Genomic DNA, 14478 nt, shown 5'->3' with positions numbered 1-14478 from the left:
AGGATCGCTTCAGGGGCGTCACGAGCGAAGGTCAGGCAAGGCGGAAATTCTTCGGGAAGCGGAGTTGGCTGTAGCCAATGAGCATTCCCGGAGCATTTCCAACGCAGCATGGCCGAGCGCAGTAGCCCATGATCGATCCTTAAACTCGTTCGATAATCGTCGCGATACCCATGCCACCGCCCACGCAGAGGGTGGCCAGGCCGTAGCGCAGGTTGCGCCGCTCCAGCTCATCCAGCAGGGTGCCGAGGATCATGCAGCCGGTGGCACCCAGCGGGTGGCCCATGGCGATGGAGCCGCCGTTGACGTTGACCTTGCTCTCCGGCACGCCCATGTCCTTCATGAACTTCATCACCACCGAGGCGAAGGCTTCGTTCACCTCAAAGAGGTCGATGTCCTCGGCCTTCAGCCCGGCCTTGGCCAGCGCCTTGCGGGTCGCCGGCGCGGGGCCGGTGAGCATGATGGTCGGGTCGGTGCTGGTCACCGCGGTGGCGACGATGCGCCCGCGGGCCTTCAGGCCCAGCTCGCGGCCCTTGGCCTCGGAGCCGATGAGCATGGCGGTGGCGCCGTCGACGATGCCCGAGCTGTTGCCCGGCGTGTGCACGTGCTCGATGCGCTCGACGAAGCTGTACTTGCGCAGTGCGCTGGCGTCGAAGCCCATCTGTCCCATCATCTCGAAGCTGGGCTTGAGCGCGCCGAGGCCTTCGAGGGTCGAGTCGCCACGAATGAACTCGTCATGGTCGAGCAGGACGATGCCGTTCTGGTCGGTGACCGGCACCAGGGACTTGGCGAACAGCCCTTCGGCGCGCGCCTTGGCGGCCTTCTGCTGGGAGCGCAGCGCGAAGGCGTCGACGTCGGCGCGGCTGAAGCCTTCCAGGGTGGCGATCAGGTCGGCGCCGATACCCTGGGGCACGAAGCTGGTGTGCAGGTTGGTTTCCGGGTCCAGCGCCCAAGCGCCGCCGTCGGAGCCCATGGGCACGCGGGACATGGATTCCACACCGCCGACCACCACCAGGTCCTCGAAGCCCGAGCGCACTTTCATGGCGCCCAGGTTGACCGCTTCCAGGCCCGAGGCACAGAAGCGGTTGATCTGCACGCCGGCGACTTGCTCGTCCCAGTCGGCGACCAGCGCGGCAGTCTTGGCGATGTCCGAGCCCTGGTCGCCCACCGGGGTCACGCAGCCCAGGACGATGTCGTCGACCTGGGCGGTGTCGAGCTGGTTGCGCTGTTGCAGCGCACGCAGGACACCGGCCATCAGGTTGACCGGCTTGACGCTGTGCAGCGCGCCGTCCTTCTTGCCCTTGCCGCGGGGAGTACGCACCGCGTCGTAAATGAATGCTTCGGTCATGGCGTTCTCTCTTAGAGTTGTCGTCACGCAGGCGTGGCGTGTCGGCCTACCTTAACGGCGTCGCGGCGGGGAGCAATGACCGCAGCGCTCAGCGCAATTGACCGTCACGCTCAGTCACCGACCAGCGGCGAAGGGGGCGAAGGCTCTGGGAAGGGGCTGCCAGGGCAGGCAGACGAACGGTCGAAAAGCTGAACAGAGCTGTCACGGCCCGGTCATATAGAGGGAATATGCCTGAAGCTTCAGGATTTGCTGCCAGATGGTCTAAGCCCGCGCGGCACTAGGCTTAGACTCAACCAGGCAGATGATGCGAAGAGTGCCGTTGCCGGGTTTTGCCGGCTCGGCTCGATACACCAGAAGCCAAGGCATGCGTCCACTACCAACAGGCCGTGAGTGAACCGTGCCAAGAACAAGAAAGGCGGAAGGACATCATGGACAAACAATCGAGAAAATGGCGTCAGGCAAGCCTGATCGTCTTCGCAACCACCGTTGTTCTAATCATCCCCAATCTGAGTCGTCTGGTCGGCTAGGGCCAACACCCGGCTACCCCGCCGCTGCGTACCGCGCGCCGCCATCCGCGAGCCACGGTCAACGCAGCGCGGGAGCCACCTACCTCCTGCTACGCCCACACCTCTGCTAATGTTCCGCGGCCCACTCCCGCCACGGATGCGACCATGCGCCCACTGCTGCTGACACTGCTCCTGCTCTGCCCCACCACGTTCGCCGCCACGCTCACCCTGGAACTCCCCGACGGCAAGCACGAACTCAGCACGGAACAACTGCTCGCCAACCCCAAGGTGCAGGACATCGAGATTCCCGCCGACGTCTCCTACAACCGCGCCATGCAGTACCGCGCAGTGCCGCTGGCAGCGCTGCTGCAGGGCGTGAGGCCTGCCGATCACCTGCAGGCGGTAGCGCTGGACGGCTTCGCCGCCGAACTATCGGCCGCCCCGTTGCTGGCGGATAAAGGCTCGCGCGCCTGGCTGGCTATCGAGGAAGCGGGAAAACCCTGGCCGAAGCTGGGCGACGGCAAGCCCTCCGCCGGCCCCTTCTACCTGGTGTGGACCGATCCCCAGGCCGCCGGCATCGGCCCAGAGCAATGGCCGTTCCAGGTGGCCAGCATTCGCTATCTCAAGCCGCTGGCCGAACGCTTCCCCGCGCTGCTACCAGCGAAGGATGCCCCTGAACCGGTGCAGAAGGGTTTCGCCCAGTTCCAGAAGAACTGCCTGGCCTGCCACCGCCTGAACGGCGCCGGCGACTCGCAGTTCGGCCCGGACCTGAACCTGCCGCACAACCCCACCGAATACTTCGCGCCGGGCTATCTCAAGCAGTACATCCGCGACCCGCAGAGCCTGCGGCACTGGCCGGAAGCGCGGATGAAGGGCTTTGCGGCGGAGGTTGTCAGCGATGCGGAACTGGATCAGATCGTCGCCTACCTGAAGCACATGGCGGGCAGGAAAGTGAAGGCCGGCGGATAGAGGCATCCGGAATTCGTAGGGCGGATAACGCACCAGCGTTATCCGCCGTCGTGGCATCGGCGCGGCGGCTGTGCGCGAGCAGGTACGCTCCTACGAAGAGCGCGCTCCACACGCCGGACGCAGCCTGTAGGAGCGGGCATGCCCGCGATCGCGCGCATGGCGCGCCCCTGCACGGATACTCCGCGCCTCAGTTCGACTCAGTGCCAATAATCCCCCGGTGGCGCCGGCAGCTCGCCGAGCAATTGGCGCAGCCCCGCGCCCCACTGGTTGCGAATCCCCTCGAAGTACGGATCGCCCTCCTGGATGCGATACCCCGCCGGTACCTCCAGGCTGCCCTCGCGGTACACCAGCAGGTCCAGCGGCATGCCCACCGACAGGTTGCTGCGGATGGTCGAGTCGAAGCTGATCAGCGCGCAGCGCAGGGCCTGCTCCAGCGGCGTCGCGTAGCTCATGGCGCGGTCGATGATCGGCTTGCCGTACTTGCTCTCGCCGATCTGGAAGTACGGCGTATCGCGGGTCGATTCGATGAAGTTGCCCTGCGGGTAGACATTGAACAGTCGCGGCACCTCCGCGCCGATCTGGCCGCCAATGAGGAAGGAACTGCCCAGGTCGACGCCCTGGTTCTGGCCGATGTTCTCGTCGTGGTCGACGACTTCGCGCAGCGTCGAACCCACCAGCCGGGCCGCCTCGAAGAGATTTTCGACGTTGCCAAGGTTCGGCTGCTCGCTGCCCATGCGCTGGCGCAGCACGCTGATGACCGACTGCGAGGTGGCCAGGTTGCCGGCGCTTTGCACCACGATCAGGCGCTCACCGGGCGTGCCGAAGATGTGCAGCTTGCGGAACACCGCGATGTTGTCGACACCGGCGTTGGTGCGGGAATCGGAAACGAAGACCAGGCCCTGGGCGAGGTTCATGGCGACGCAATAGGTCATGGCGCTCTCAAGACAGTCGTTTGGGCGAAGGAAGCTGGCACCGATCTTATGCCGGTGCCTCTGCCCGCGCCATGGCTGCTCACTGCTGTGCCTGCTGCATCTGCTGCAGATGCCCTGGGGCCACGGTGACGCGGGCATGCATCTGCTCCCCGCCACCGCCCCGGCGCATGCCACGCACCGGGCAGGCGTCGAGGTAATCCAGGCCCACCGCGAGCTTCAGATGCCGCTCCGGGCGATCCAGCACATTGGTCACGTCGAAGCTGTACCAGGCGTCGTCCAGCCAGGCTTCGGCCCAGGCGTGGCTGGCCAGGTGATCCTCGACGTCGGTGTAGAGGTAGCCGGAAACGTAGCGCGCCGGCACACCGAGGTAGCGCAGGCAGGCGAGGAAGGCGTGGGCGTGATCCTGGCAGACACCCTGCCCGGCCGCGAAGGCTTCGGCGGCGGTGCTGTCGACCTGGGTCGAGCCGGGCACATAGGCGATGCGCTCGTTCAGCGCCTGCATCAGGCGGATCATCGCCTTGCGGTCGCGACGCTCGGCGCACTGTGCACGAGCGAACTCCTGCAACGCGCCGTCGGCCTGGGTCAGCCGAGTGCTGCGCAGGAACGGCAGCGGCGACAGGTGATCGTGCTCGCGCTCGTTCTCCACGTCGATCTCCACGTGGCCGTGGGCGGCGATGACGATGGCCTCGTGGGGCTCGTCCAGGGTCAGTACGTGGAGGATGTTGCCGTAGGCGTCGCGCTGCGGATGCGCCGGGCGCGGCAGGTGCAGCTGCCAGTCGAGCACGTGCTGGCGCTCGCTCTCCTGCGGGGTCAGGCGCAGGTACTGGATGCTCGCGCGCACCTGGTCTTCGTAGCGGTAGGTGGTGTCATGGCGGATGGAGAGTTTCATGCGGCCTCCAGGTACGAGCTGTGAATGGCATTGGCGAGCTGGCGCACCAGCCCGATGTGGTCGGTGATCCAGGGGTGCAGGCCGCTGCCCAGCACCTCGTCGATGCCGGTGTAGCGCACCCGCGCCTCCAGTTCGGCAGCCAGGCGCTGGGCGGGTCGGCCGTTGGCGCCGGGCAGGCTGGCGAGGATCTGGCGCAGCTCCTCGGCGCAGGCCAGCAGCGAGCGCGGCACGTCCTCGCGCAGCAGCAGGAGTTCGGCGATGTTTCGTGCGTTGAGGGCGTCGCGGTACAGCTCGGTGTAACCCTCGAAGGCCGAGAGCGCACGCAACAATGCCGTCCACTGGTAATACCCGCGAGCCGAGCCTTCGGCCGGGCCGGCGCTGTGTTCACCCAGCACCTGGTGGCGAGCGTCGAGCAGGCGCAGGGTGTTGTCGGCGCGCTCGATGTAGGTGCCCAGGCGGATGAAGTGGAAGGCGTCGTTGCGCATGCTGGTGCCGAACGTGGCGCCGCGGAACAGGTGCGAGCGGTCCTTCACCCATTCGCAGAAGTGGCTGATGCCATAGCGCAGCAGGCCCTGGTGGGCGATGTCGCGCATCTCCAGCCAGGTGGCGTTGATGTTCTCCCACATGTCGGTGGTGATCCGTCCGCGCACCGCATGGGCGCCGGCACGGGCGGCGCCGAAGCAGGAATAGATGCTCGCCGGGTTCTGCGCATCGAGGGCGAAGAAGTTCAGCAGGCGCTCCGCGTGCAGTTCGCCGTGGCGGGCGAGATAGGCGTCGAGGTTGCCGGTGATCAGCAGCGGCATGGCCAGTTCCTCCAGGCCATCGCCACGGCCGTCCTGGGGCATCAGCGACAGCGAGTAGGACACGTCGAGCATGCGCGCGAGGTTCTCGGCGCGCTCCAGGTAACGGGACATCCAGTACAGATCGGAAGCGGTACGGCTCAGCATGATTTCAGTCCTCGACTACCCAGGTGTCCTTGGTACCGCCACCCTGTGACGAGTTGACGACCAGCGAGCCTTCGCGCAGCGCCACGCGGGTCAGGCCACCGGGCACCAGGCGGACATTGTCCGGCGCGGACAGCACGAAGGGGCGCAGGTCGATGTGGCGCGGGGCGATGCCGTTCTCGACGAAGGTCGGGCAGGTCGACAGGCTCAGGGTCGGCTGCGCGATGTAGGCCTCCGGCCGCGCCATCAGCCGGGCGCGAAAGGCTTCGATCTCGGCGCTGCTGGCGGCCGGGCCGACCAGCATGCCGTAGCCGCCGGAGCCCTGGGCCTCCTTCACCACCAACTCGGGCAGGTGCGCCAGCACGTGGGACAGGTCCTGCGGACGGCGGCACTGCCAGGTCGGCACGTTGTGCAGGATGGGTTCCTGGTCTAGGTAGAAGCGGATCATCTCGGGCACGTAGGGGTAGACCGATTTGTCGTCGGCCACGCCGGTGCCGATGGCGTTGGCCAGCACCACGTTGCCCGCGCGGTAGGCGGCCAGCAGGCCGGGCACACCGAGCATGGAGTCGGGGTTGAAGGCCAGCGGGTCGAGGAAGTCGTCGTCGACCCGCCGATAGATCACATCCACCGGCATCGGGCCGGCGGTAGTACGCATATAGACGCGCTCGTCGCGGACGAACAGGTCGGCGCCTTCCACCAGTTCCACCCCCATCTCACGGGCGAGGAAGGCGTGCTCGAAGTACGCGCTGTTGAAGCGGCCCGGCGTCAGCACCACGACGCAGGGCTGCTCCACTTCGCTGGCCTGGCGCAGGGTGTCCAGCAGCAGGTTGGGGTAGTGGTCGATGGGCGCGATGCGCTGGGCGCCGAACAGCTCGGGGAACAGGCGCATCATCATCTTGCGGTTCTCCAGCATGTAGGAGACGCCGCTGGGGGTGCGCAGGTTGTCTTCAAGGACGTAGTAGGCGCCGTTGCCGTCGCGCACCAGGTCGATGCCGGCGATGTGCGCGTAGACGTTGCCGGGCACATCCAGGCCCTGCATGGCCAACTGGTACTGGTCGTTGGCCAGGACCTGCTCGGGCGGGATCAGGTCTTCCCTGAGAATGCGCTGGTCGTGGTAGAGGTCCGCGAGGAACAGGTTGAGCGCCTGGACGCGCTGGATGCAGCCTGCCTCGATGATCTTCCACTCGCTGGCGGGAATGCTGCGCGGGATGGTGTCGAAGGGAATCAGGCGCTCGGTGCCCTGATCATCGCCATAGAGGGTGAAGGTGATGCCGGCGCGATAGAACAGCAGGTCGGCTTCGCGGCGGCGCTGCTGCAACTGTTCGCCGGGCATGTCCGCCAGCCAGCGGGCGAACTCCGTGTAGTGCGGTCGGCAGGCGCCAGCGGCGTCATGCATTTCGTCATAGAACACCCGAGCCATCGTCTACTCCTTGTTGCCGCTCGTCCTCGGCTGGGAAGGCCGTCGCAAGGCCCGTGCCAGAGGTCGATTTCCTGTTGGTTCAATGACTTGAAAAGGCTGTCCGCGCCCCCCGCACCGCCTTGGTGCGCTTTTCCCCACCGCCCGCCCGAGCTCGCCCCTTTTGGGGCCGCGAGCGCCAGCGGGCGGGGCTTTGCGGGGGGCGCGGGCTTTCTTGTCAGCCTCTGGGGCCAGAACTACGCTGCAAGAGCGTGCCCATTCGCTATGGACATGCAGCGATCAACAGAGGTGCCAAATTTCTGCGCGCTGGTATCGCAGTGGCTCCCACAACGAAGAACAACAGGAGTCCGTCCATGTCATCGGTGCAATTGTTTTCAGTGCCATCTATTTCAATGCCATCTATCTCCGTGAAAGTCGCGGCGCTGGCCTTCGCGGGTGTCAGCCTGCTTTCCAGCGGATCGCTGCAGGCCGCCGAGGCCCTCAAGCAGCTCGGCAACCCCGAAGGCGCCCTCGACATCATTGCCTGGCCCGGCTACATCGAGCGCGGCGAAAGCGACAAGAACTACGATTGGGTGAGCCAGTTCGAGAAGGACACCGGCTGCAAGGTCAACGTGAAGACTGCCGCCACCTCCGACGAGATGGTCAGCCTGATGGCCAAGGGCGGCTATGATCTGGTCACCGCCTCTGGCGATGCGTCCCTGCGGCTGGTCTATGGCAAGCGCGTGCAGCCGATCAACATCGCCCTGGTGCCCAACTGGAAGAATGTCGACAAGCGCCTGCAGGATGCACCCTGGCACACCGTGGACGGCAAGCACTACGGCACACCGTACCAGTGGGGGCCGAACGTGTTGATGTACAACACCAAGGTCTTCCCCAAGGCGCCGGACAGCTGGAGCGTGGTGTTCTCCGAGCAGCAACTGCCCGACGGCAAGAGCAACAAGGGCCGCGTGCAAGCGTACGACGGCCCGATCTACATCGCCGACGCGGCGCTCTACCTGAAAACCGCCGAGCCCAAGCTGGGCATCCAGGACCCCTACGAGCTGAACGAGGAGCAATATGCCGCCGCGCTCAAGCTGCTGCGCGGGCAACAGAAGCTGATCCACCGCTACTGGCATGACGCGACGGTGCAGATGAGCGACTTCAAGAACGAGGGCGTGGCCGCGTCCGGCTCCTGGCCCTACCAGGTGAACGCGCTGCTCGGCGAGAAGCAGCCGATCGCCTCGACCATCCCCGGCGAGGGCGTCACCGGCTGGGCCGACACCACCATGATGCACGTCGACGCCAAGCACCCGGTGTGCGCCTACAAGTGGCTGAACTGGTCGCTGGAACCCAAGGTGCAGGGTGACGTCGCCGCCTGGTTCGGCTCGGTACCCGCCTCGCCCGACGGTTGCACCGGCAGCCAGTTGCTGGGCGCCCAGGGTTGCGCCACCAACGGCTATGACCAGTTCGACCGCATCGCCTTCTGGAAGACCCCACAGGCCAAGTGCGCCCAGGGGCAGTGCGTGCCTTATAGCCGGTGGACGCAGGACTACATCGCGATCATGGGTGGACGGTGACGCGGTTTGCACCCTGAGAGCCCCTCTCCCCAGCCCTGGCGGCGCGCCCCGCTCCGAAGGGAGAGGGAGCGGTCCGAGCGGGAGCTGAAAACAGAGTCAGCCGGATACTTCATTTTCTCAGTGAGCGATAAGCCAACCGTGCTCGCCGAACAGTCCCCTCTCCCTTCAGGGAGAGGGTTAGGGAGAGGGATCGCGATCTCAGACATGCCATGATCTCCGGCTGACCAAGCACCCTCGCCCCCATGCGCTACCTTTTCTGATGCAGCCCCGCCAATCAGGTAGCCAGCAGCATGACCACAGCCGTCCAGTTCACTGACGTGAGCCGTCACTACGGCGAGGTGCGCGCCGTCGATGCCGTGTCCATCGAGATCCGCGACGGCGAGTTCTTCTCCATGCTCGGCCCCTCCGGTTCGGGGAAGACCACCTGCCTGCGGCTGATCGCCGGTTTCGAGCAGCCCACCTCGGGCTCCATCCGCATCCACGGTGCGGAAGCGGCGGGCCTGCCGCCCTACGAGCGCGACGTGAACACGGTATTCCAGGACTACGCGCTGTTCCCGCACATGAGCGTGCTGGACAACGTCGCCTATGGTCTGAAAGTAAAAGGCGTGGCCAAGGCCGAGCGCTACCACCGCGCCGAAGAGGCACTGGGCATGGTCGCCCTGGCCGGCTACGGCAAGCGCAAGCCGGCGCAACTTTCCGGCGGCCAGCGCCAGCGCGTCGCCCTCGCCCGCGCCCTGGTGAATCGCCCGCGCGTCCTGCTGCTGGACGAGCCCCTCGGCGCGCTGGATCTCAAGCTGCGCGAGCAGATGCAGGTGGAACTGAAGAAACTGCAGCGCCAGCTCGGCATCACGTTCATTTTCGTCACCCATGACCAGAGCGAAGCGCTGTCCATGTCCGACCGTGTCGCGGTGTTCAACAAGGGCCGCATCGAACAGGTCGACACCCCCGGCAATCTCTATCGCCGCCCGGCCACGCGCTTCGTCGCCGAGTTCGTCGGCACCGCCAACGTGCTGCGCGGCGACCTCGCCCAGCACCTGCTCGGCGAATCCCGCCCACACTCGCTGCGCCCCGAGCACGTGCGCTTCGGCCGCGCCGGCGACGGCGAACTGGAAGTCAGCGGCACGCTGTTCGACGTGCAGTACATGGGCGCCAGCAGCCGCTACGAGCTCGAATTGGAAAACGGTGTGCGCCTGGTCGCCGCCCTGCCCAACGGCGAGCGCGAGGAGCAACGGCCGAAACCGGGTGACGCGGTGACCGCCTGCTGGGCGCGCAGCGCGCTGGTGCCGCTGCTCGAGGAGCCGGCGCCGTGAGGGCGATCTCCAGCTTCCTTTACCGGCGCAGCACACTCTACCTGCTGATGCTGCTGATCCCGCCGCTGCTGTGGTTCGGGGTGATCTACATCGGGTCGCTGTTCGCCCTGCTCTGGCAGAGCTTCTACACCTTCGACGACTTCACCATGGCCGTGACACCGGACCTCACCCTGGCCAACTACCAGGCCCTGTTCAACCCGGCCAACTACGACATCGTGCTGCGCACCTTCAGCATGGCGATTGCCGTGTCGGTGGCCAGCGCCATCCTCGCCTTCCCCATCGCCTACTACATGGCGCGCTATGCCGGGCCCAAGGAAAAGGCCTTCTTCTACATCGCGGTGATGCTGCCGATGTGGGCCAGCTACATCGTCAAGGCCTACGCCTGGACGGTCATCCTGGCCAAGGGTGGCATTCTCTACTGGGTGATCGAGCACCTGCAGCTGCTCGGCCTGCTGAATTTGCTGCTGGAGGTACCCGGCGTAGGCGGCAACACCCTGTCCACCTCGCATATCGGGCGCTTCTGGGTGTTCACCTACGTCTGGCTGCCGTTCATGATCCTGCCGATCCAGGCTGCCCTGGAACGCCTGCCGCCGTCGCTGCTGCAAGCCTCGGCGGACCTCGGCGCGCACCCGCGACAAACCTTCTTCCAGGTGGTCCTGCCGCTGGCCTTCCCCGGCGTGGTGGCCGGCTCGATCTTCACCTTCAGCCTGACCCTGGGCGACTTCATCATCCCGCAGCTGGTCGGCCCCAGCGGCCTGTTCATCGGCACCATGGTCTACGTGCAGCAGGGCGCGGTGGGCAACATGCCGCTGGCGGCAGCCTTCACCCTGGTGCCCATCGTACTGATCGCCGTCTATCTCTCCATCGCCAAGCGGCTGGGGGCTTTCGATGCGCTCTGACGATAACCGCCCCTCCTGGTTCCTGCGCCTGGCCGCCTGGGGCGGGCTGCTGTTCCTGCATTTCCCCATCCTGGTGATCCTGCTCTACGCCTTCAACACCGAAGAGTCGGCCTACAGTTTCCCGCTGCAGGGCTTCACCCTGAAGTGGTTCAGCATCGCCTTCGGCCGCGGCGACGTGCTTGACGCCATCTGGCTGTCCGTGAAGATCGCCTGCGTGGCCACGCTGATCGCCATGGTCCTCGGCACCCTGGCGGCTGGCGCGCTGTACCGCCGCGACTTCTTCGGCAAGGAAAGCATCTCGCTGATGCTGATCCTGCCCATCGCCCTGCCCGGCATCATCACCGGTATCGCCCTGCTCTCGGCGTTCAAGACGCTGGGGATCGAGCCCGGCTTCCTGACCATCGTCATCGGCCACGCGACCTTCTGCGTGGTGATCGTCTACAACAACGTGATCGCCCGCTTCCGCCGCACGTCCTTCAGCCTGATCGAGGCGAGCATGGACCTGGGCGCCGACGGCTGGCAGACCTTCCGCTACATCATCCTGCCGAACATCGCCACGGCGCTGCTGGCCGGCGGCATGCTGGCGTTTGCCCTGTCGTTCGACGAGATCATCGTCACCACCTTCACCGCCGGCCACGAGCGCACCCTGCCGCTGTGGCTGCTCAACCAGCTGACCCGCCCGCGCGACGTGCCGATTACCAACGTGGTAGCGATGCTGGTGATGCTCGCCACCATGCTGCCGATCCTCGGCGCGTACTACCTCACGCGCGGCACCAGCGATGTGGCGGGGAGCGGCAAGTGACCTTGTGCCATGCGCCCCTCCCTGACCCTCCCCCTGAAGGGAGAGGAGACAGGATCGGCGCAGGAGGAAACCACGGTTTCAGCCGGCACGAAAAGCTCCCTCTCCCTTCAGGGAGAGGGCTGGGGAGAGGGAACCCCCACTGACGAGAGGAGCCCCCATGCAAACCAAACTACTCATCAACGGCCAGTTCGTCGCCGGCGAAGGCACGAAGCTGGACGTCCTCAATCCCGCCACGGGCGAAGTGATCGGTCAGATCGCCGAAGCCAGCGAAGCCCAGGTGGACAGCGCCGTGCGCGCCGCCGACGCGGCCTTCGACGGCTGGGCGCAGACCGCGCCGAAAGACCGCGCCATGCTCCTGCTGCGCCTGGCCGACCGCATCGAGGAGCACGCCGAGGAGCTGGCCAAGCTGGAATCCGACAACTGCGGCAAGCCCTACGCCGCCGCGCTGAACGACGAGATCCCGGCCATCGCCGACGTGTTCCGCTTCTTCGCCGGCGCCTGCCGCGTGCTGCCCGGCTCCGCCGCCGGCGAATACCTGCCCGGCTTCACCTCGATGATCCGCCGCGATCCGGTAGGCGTGGTCGCCTCCATCGCGCCGTGGAACTACCCGCTGATGATGGCCGCGTGGAAACTCGGCCCGGCACTGGCCGCCGGCAACTGCGTGGTGCTCAAGCCCTCCGAGCAGACACCGCTGACCGCCTTGCGGGTGGCCGAGTTCATCGCCGAGCTGTTCCCCGCGGGGGTGGTCAACCTGGTGTTCGGCCGCGGCCCGAGCGTGGGTGCACCGCTGGTCAGCCACGACCTGGTGCGCATGGTCTCGCTGACCGGCTCGGTGGGCACCGGCAAGGCCATCATCAGGAGCGCCGCCGACAGTGTGAAACGCCTGCACATGGAGCTGGGCGGCAAGGCCCCGGTGATCGTCTTCGACGACGCCGACCTGGAGGACGTGATCGCCGGCATCCGCACCTTCGGCTTCTACAACGCCGGACAGGACTGCACCGCGGCCTGCCGCATCTACGCCGGCAAGAAGGTCTACGACAACTTCGTCGCCGACCTCGCCAGTGCGGTATCCAGCCTCAAGACGGGACTGCAGAACGACCCCAGCACCGAACTCGGCCCGCTGATCACCGCCGCCCAGCGCGACCGCGTGTCCGGCTTCGTCGAGCGCGCCAAGGCCAGCCCGCACATCCAGATCGCCACCGGCGGCAAGGCAGTCAGTGGCAGCGGATTCTTCTACGAACCGACGGTGGTGGCCAACGCCCAGCAGGACGACGAGATCGTCCGCCGCGAAGTGTTCGGCCCGGTGGTATCGGTGACCCCGTTCGGCGACGCGGACGAAGCGGTGCGCTGGGCGAACGACTCGGACTACGGCCTCGCCTCGTCGGTGTGGACGAAGGACGTCGGCCGCGCCTCACGGGTGGCGGCGCGCCTGCAGTACGGCTGTACCTGGGTGAACACCCACTTCATGTTGTGCAGCGAGATGCCCCACGGCGGCTTCAAGCAGTCCGGCTACGGCAAGGATCTGTCCATGTACGGGCTGGAGGACTACACCGTGGCGCGGCACATCATGTTCAAGCATTGAGGCAGGCCGGCAGTTCCCTGCAGGAGCGCCCCATGGGCGCGATTGCAGGCATGGCCCGCTCCTACAAGAACAGGTTTGCTGTGGGTGCCCCGCGCTCAGCTTTTGCCCTTGAAGATTTCCAGAGAAATCTCCGAGCACTCCGAGCGCCCCTTCAGGAGGCCGAGTCGAATCGGAGTTTCAGGGGTTGAGCGGCATGGATGCCGCGAGAGCCGCGATGGGCCGGGGATGGCCCTTCGCGGCGGGCCCGTGACACTTCGATGGAGCGAGGGAAACCCGGCGAAGCCGGCGCCGGATGATGGGGCAAGACCTATTGGTTCCTGTTGTGTCGTTTGACAAAAGGGACTCGCCCGAGGGGGCGAAACAAAATACATCCGAACATGCCGAAGCGGCGCAGAAACACCCCAGCCCAAGGAACATCGCAACGAAGCTCCGCTCCTACGAAGAGCACCAGCCCGCCGTAGGAGCGGACCCCGCCCACGATGCCGCAAGGCGGCAAAACAATCAGACCAGCCCCGCCAGCTTCAGCCAGTGCTGGTAGAACCCCTCCGCCACGCGGTTCATCGCCGCGACCTTCTGCGGCAGATCGGCCAGCATCACGTCCGCACTTTCCTGGCTGGGCTGGGTCGGGTCCTGGTATTCCGGGAAACCCTTGACCCAGCCGCTCACCAGCTCCTCGGTCATCTCCGGATGCCCCTGCAGGCCAAGAATGCGCTCGCCGAAGCTGAACGCCTGGTTCTCGCACCACGGGCTGGACAACAGACGGGTGGCGCCGTCGGGAATGTCGAAGGTATCGCCGTGCCACTGGTAGATGGGGAATTCGTCGGGCACGTGCGCCAGCCACGGGCTCTGCCCTTCCTGACGGCGCATCGGCTGCCACCCCATTTCGGTGTAGGGCAGTCGATGGATATCAGCGCCCAGCGCCCTGGCCAGCAACTGACCGCCCAGGCAGTGACCGACCATCGGCACGTCGCGCTCGATGAAGCGGCGGATCGCGGCGACCTCGTCACGCAGCCACTTCAGGTCGTCGTTCACGCTCATGGGCCCGCCCATGATGGCGACCGCTTTGGGCTTCTCCAGGTCATAGCCATCCAGCTCGCCCAGGTCGACGCGACGTACATCGAATGGCAGTTGCAGACGGTCGAGCAGCGCACCCAGGTGGCCAGGTGGGCAGAAATCGACATGGGTCAGGATCAGGATATCGGTCATGGTCACCTCCGCGCGGCAGTCTGCCGCATCGTTGGCGCTGAGGAAACCTGGCGTGTCCGCAAGTTCGTCCTTGCACGGCTGCCGCCCAGGCGAAGAAAGGCGCGCCGTCACTGCTGGCGAC

Annotated in this window: 12 protein-coding genes; 6 read left to right on the top strand and 6 right to left on the bottom strand. The window is 66.1% G+C overall.

The window, feature by feature from the left end:
• Nucleotides 1-139: 139 nt before the first annotated feature.
• Complete coding sequence (locus AC1ZV1_RS10750; RefSeq protein WP_484296693.1) at nucleotides 140-1345, bottom strand: acetyl-CoA C-acetyltransferase; 1206 nt, start codon at nucleotides 1343-1345, stop codon at nucleotides 140-142.
• Between the two features lie 671 nt (nucleotides 1346-2016).
• Here AC1ZV1_RS10750 and AC1ZV1_RS10745 point away from each other — a divergent pair.
• Nucleotides 2017-2820 carry a cytochrome c gene (locus tag AC1ZV1_RS10745; RefSeq protein ID WP_484296692.1) on the top strand — a complete coding sequence of 268 codons (804 nt, stop codon included), beginning with the start codon at nucleotides 2017-2019 and terminating at the stop codon, nucleotides 2818-2820.
• 197 nt (nucleotides 2821-3017) lie between these two features.
• Here AC1ZV1_RS10745 and AC1ZV1_RS10740 read toward each other — a convergent pair whose 3' ends face one another.
• The 4 genes from AC1ZV1_RS10740 to AC1ZV1_RS10725 form a co-directional block, all read right to left on the bottom strand.
• Nucleotides 3018-3752: a proteasome-type protease gene (locus AC1ZV1_RS10740; RefSeq protein ID WP_484296691.1), complete on the bottom strand. Its 735-nt coding sequence runs from the start codon at nucleotides 3750-3752 to the stop codon at nucleotides 3018-3020.
• 79 nt (nucleotides 3753-3831) lie between these two features.
• Nucleotides 3832-4641, bottom strand: coding sequence for a transglutaminase family protein (locus AC1ZV1_RS10735; RefSeq protein WP_348590133.1), 810 nt, complete (start codon nucleotides 4639-4641; stop codon nucleotides 3832-3834).
• Nucleotides 4638-5588 carry an alpha-E domain-containing protein gene (locus AC1ZV1_RS10730; protein ID WP_484296690.1) on the bottom strand — a complete coding sequence of 317 codons (951 nt, stop codon included), beginning with the start codon at nucleotides 5586-5588 and terminating at the stop codon, nucleotides 4638-4640. Before AC1ZV1_RS10730 ends, AC1ZV1_RS10735 begins: the two co-directional genes overlap by 4 nt.
• 4 nt (nucleotides 5589-5592) lie before the next feature.
• On the bottom strand, nucleotides 5593-7005 hold the full coding sequence (locus AC1ZV1_RS10725; RefSeq protein WP_484296689.1) for a circularly permuted type 2 ATP-grasp protein: 1413 nt from the start codon (nucleotides 7003-7005) through the stop codon (nucleotides 5593-5595).
• A 389-nt stretch (nucleotides 7006-7394) separates the two neighbouring features.
• On the opposite strand from AC1ZV1_RS10725, the gene ydcS reads away from it, so the two are divergent.
• From ydcS to AC1ZV1_RS10700, 5 genes are all read left to right on the top strand, one after another.
• Complete coding sequence (gene ydcS / locus AC1ZV1_RS10720; RefSeq protein ID WP_484296688.1) at nucleotides 7395-8558, top strand: putative ABC transporter substrate-binding protein YdcS; 1164 nt, start codon at nucleotides 7395-7397, stop codon at nucleotides 8556-8558.
• A gap of 290 nt (nucleotides 8559-8848) precedes the next feature.
• Complete coding sequence (locus AC1ZV1_RS10715) at nucleotides 8849-9868, top strand: ABC transporter ATP-binding protein (RefSeq protein ID WP_484296687.1); 1020 nt, start codon at nucleotides 8849-8851, stop codon at nucleotides 9866-9868.
• Between the two features lie 47 nt (nucleotides 9869-9915).
• Nucleotides 9916-10767: an ABC transporter permease gene (locus tag AC1ZV1_RS10710; protein ID WP_484297541.1), complete on the top strand. Its 852-nt coding sequence runs from the start codon at nucleotides 9916-9918 to the stop codon at nucleotides 10765-10767.
• Nucleotides 10757-11569, top strand: a complete 813-nt coding sequence (locus AC1ZV1_RS10705; protein WP_484296686.1) for an ABC transporter permease — start codon at nucleotides 10757-10759, stop codon at nucleotides 11567-11569. The genes AC1ZV1_RS10710 and AC1ZV1_RS10705 overlap by 11 nt, the downstream gene beginning before the upstream one ends.
• 157 nt (nucleotides 11570-11726) lie before the next feature.
• On the top strand, nucleotides 11727-13151 hold the full coding sequence (locus AC1ZV1_RS10700) for a gamma-aminobutyraldehyde dehydrogenase (protein WP_484296685.1): 1425 nt from the start codon (nucleotides 11727-11729) through the stop codon (nucleotides 13149-13151).
• 501 nt (nucleotides 13152-13652) lie between these two features.
• Here AC1ZV1_RS10700 and AC1ZV1_RS10695 read toward each other — a convergent pair.
• Complete coding sequence (locus tag AC1ZV1_RS10695) at nucleotides 13653-14357, bottom strand: type 1 glutamine amidotransferase (RefSeq protein WP_484296684.1); 705 nt, start codon at nucleotides 14355-14357, stop codon at nucleotides 13653-13655.
• Between the last annotated feature and the right edge of the window lie 121 nt (nucleotides 14358-14478).

The sequence above is a fragment of the Pseudomonas sp. BB438 genome (genome assembly GCF_057180225.1).
This window is presented reverse-complemented; position numbering and strand designations above follow the sequence as displayed.

Excerpts from the sequence above, each read along its gene's own strand:
- AC1ZV1_RS10730 (WP_484296690.1), bottom strand. The coding sequence starts at position 5,588 with ATGCTGAGCCGTACCGCTTCCGATCTGTACTGGATGTCCCGTTACCTG.
- AC1ZV1_RS10735 (WP_348590133.1), bottom strand. The coding sequence starts at position 4,641 with ATGAAACTCTCCATCCGCCATGACACCACCTACCGCTACGAAGACCAG.
- AC1ZV1_RS10710 (WP_484297541.1), top strand. The coding sequence starts at position 9,916 with ATGCTGCTGATCCCGCCGCTGCTGTGGTTCGGGGTGATCTACATCGGG.
- ydcS (WP_484296688.1), top strand. The coding sequence starts at position 7,395 with ATGCCATCTATCTCCGTGAAAGTCGCGGCGCTGGCCTTCGCGGGTGTC.
- AC1ZV1_RS10695 (WP_484296684.1), bottom strand. The coding sequence starts at position 14,357 with ATGACCGATATCCTGATCCTGACCCATGTCGATTTCTGCCCACCTGGC.
- AC1ZV1_RS10740 (WP_484296691.1), bottom strand. The coding sequence starts at position 3,752 with ATGACCTATTGCGTCGCCATGAACCTCGCCCAGGGCCTGGTCTTCGTT.
- AC1ZV1_RS10715 (WP_484296687.1), top strand. The coding sequence starts at position 8,849 with ATGACCACAGCCGTCCAGTTCACTGACGTGAGCCGTCACTACGGCGAG.
- AC1ZV1_RS10725 (WP_484296689.1), bottom strand. The coding sequence starts at position 7,005 with ATGGCTCGGGTGTTCTATGACGAAATGCATGACGCCGCTGGCGCCTGC.
- AC1ZV1_RS10745 (WP_484296692.1), top strand. The coding sequence starts at position 2,017 with ATGCGCCCACTGCTGCTGACACTGCTCCTGCTCTGCCCCACCACGTTC.
- AC1ZV1_RS10705 (WP_484296686.1), top strand. The coding sequence starts at position 10,757 with ATGCGCTCTGACGATAACCGCCCCTCCTGGTTCCTGCGCCTGGCCGCC.
- AC1ZV1_RS10700 (WP_484296685.1), top strand. The coding sequence starts at position 11,727 with ATGCAAACCAAACTACTCATCAACGGCCAGTTCGTCGCCGGCGAAGGC.
- AC1ZV1_RS10750 (WP_484296693.1), bottom strand. The coding sequence starts at position 1,345 with ATGACCGAAGCATTCATTTACGACGCGGTGCGTACTCCCCGCGGCAAG.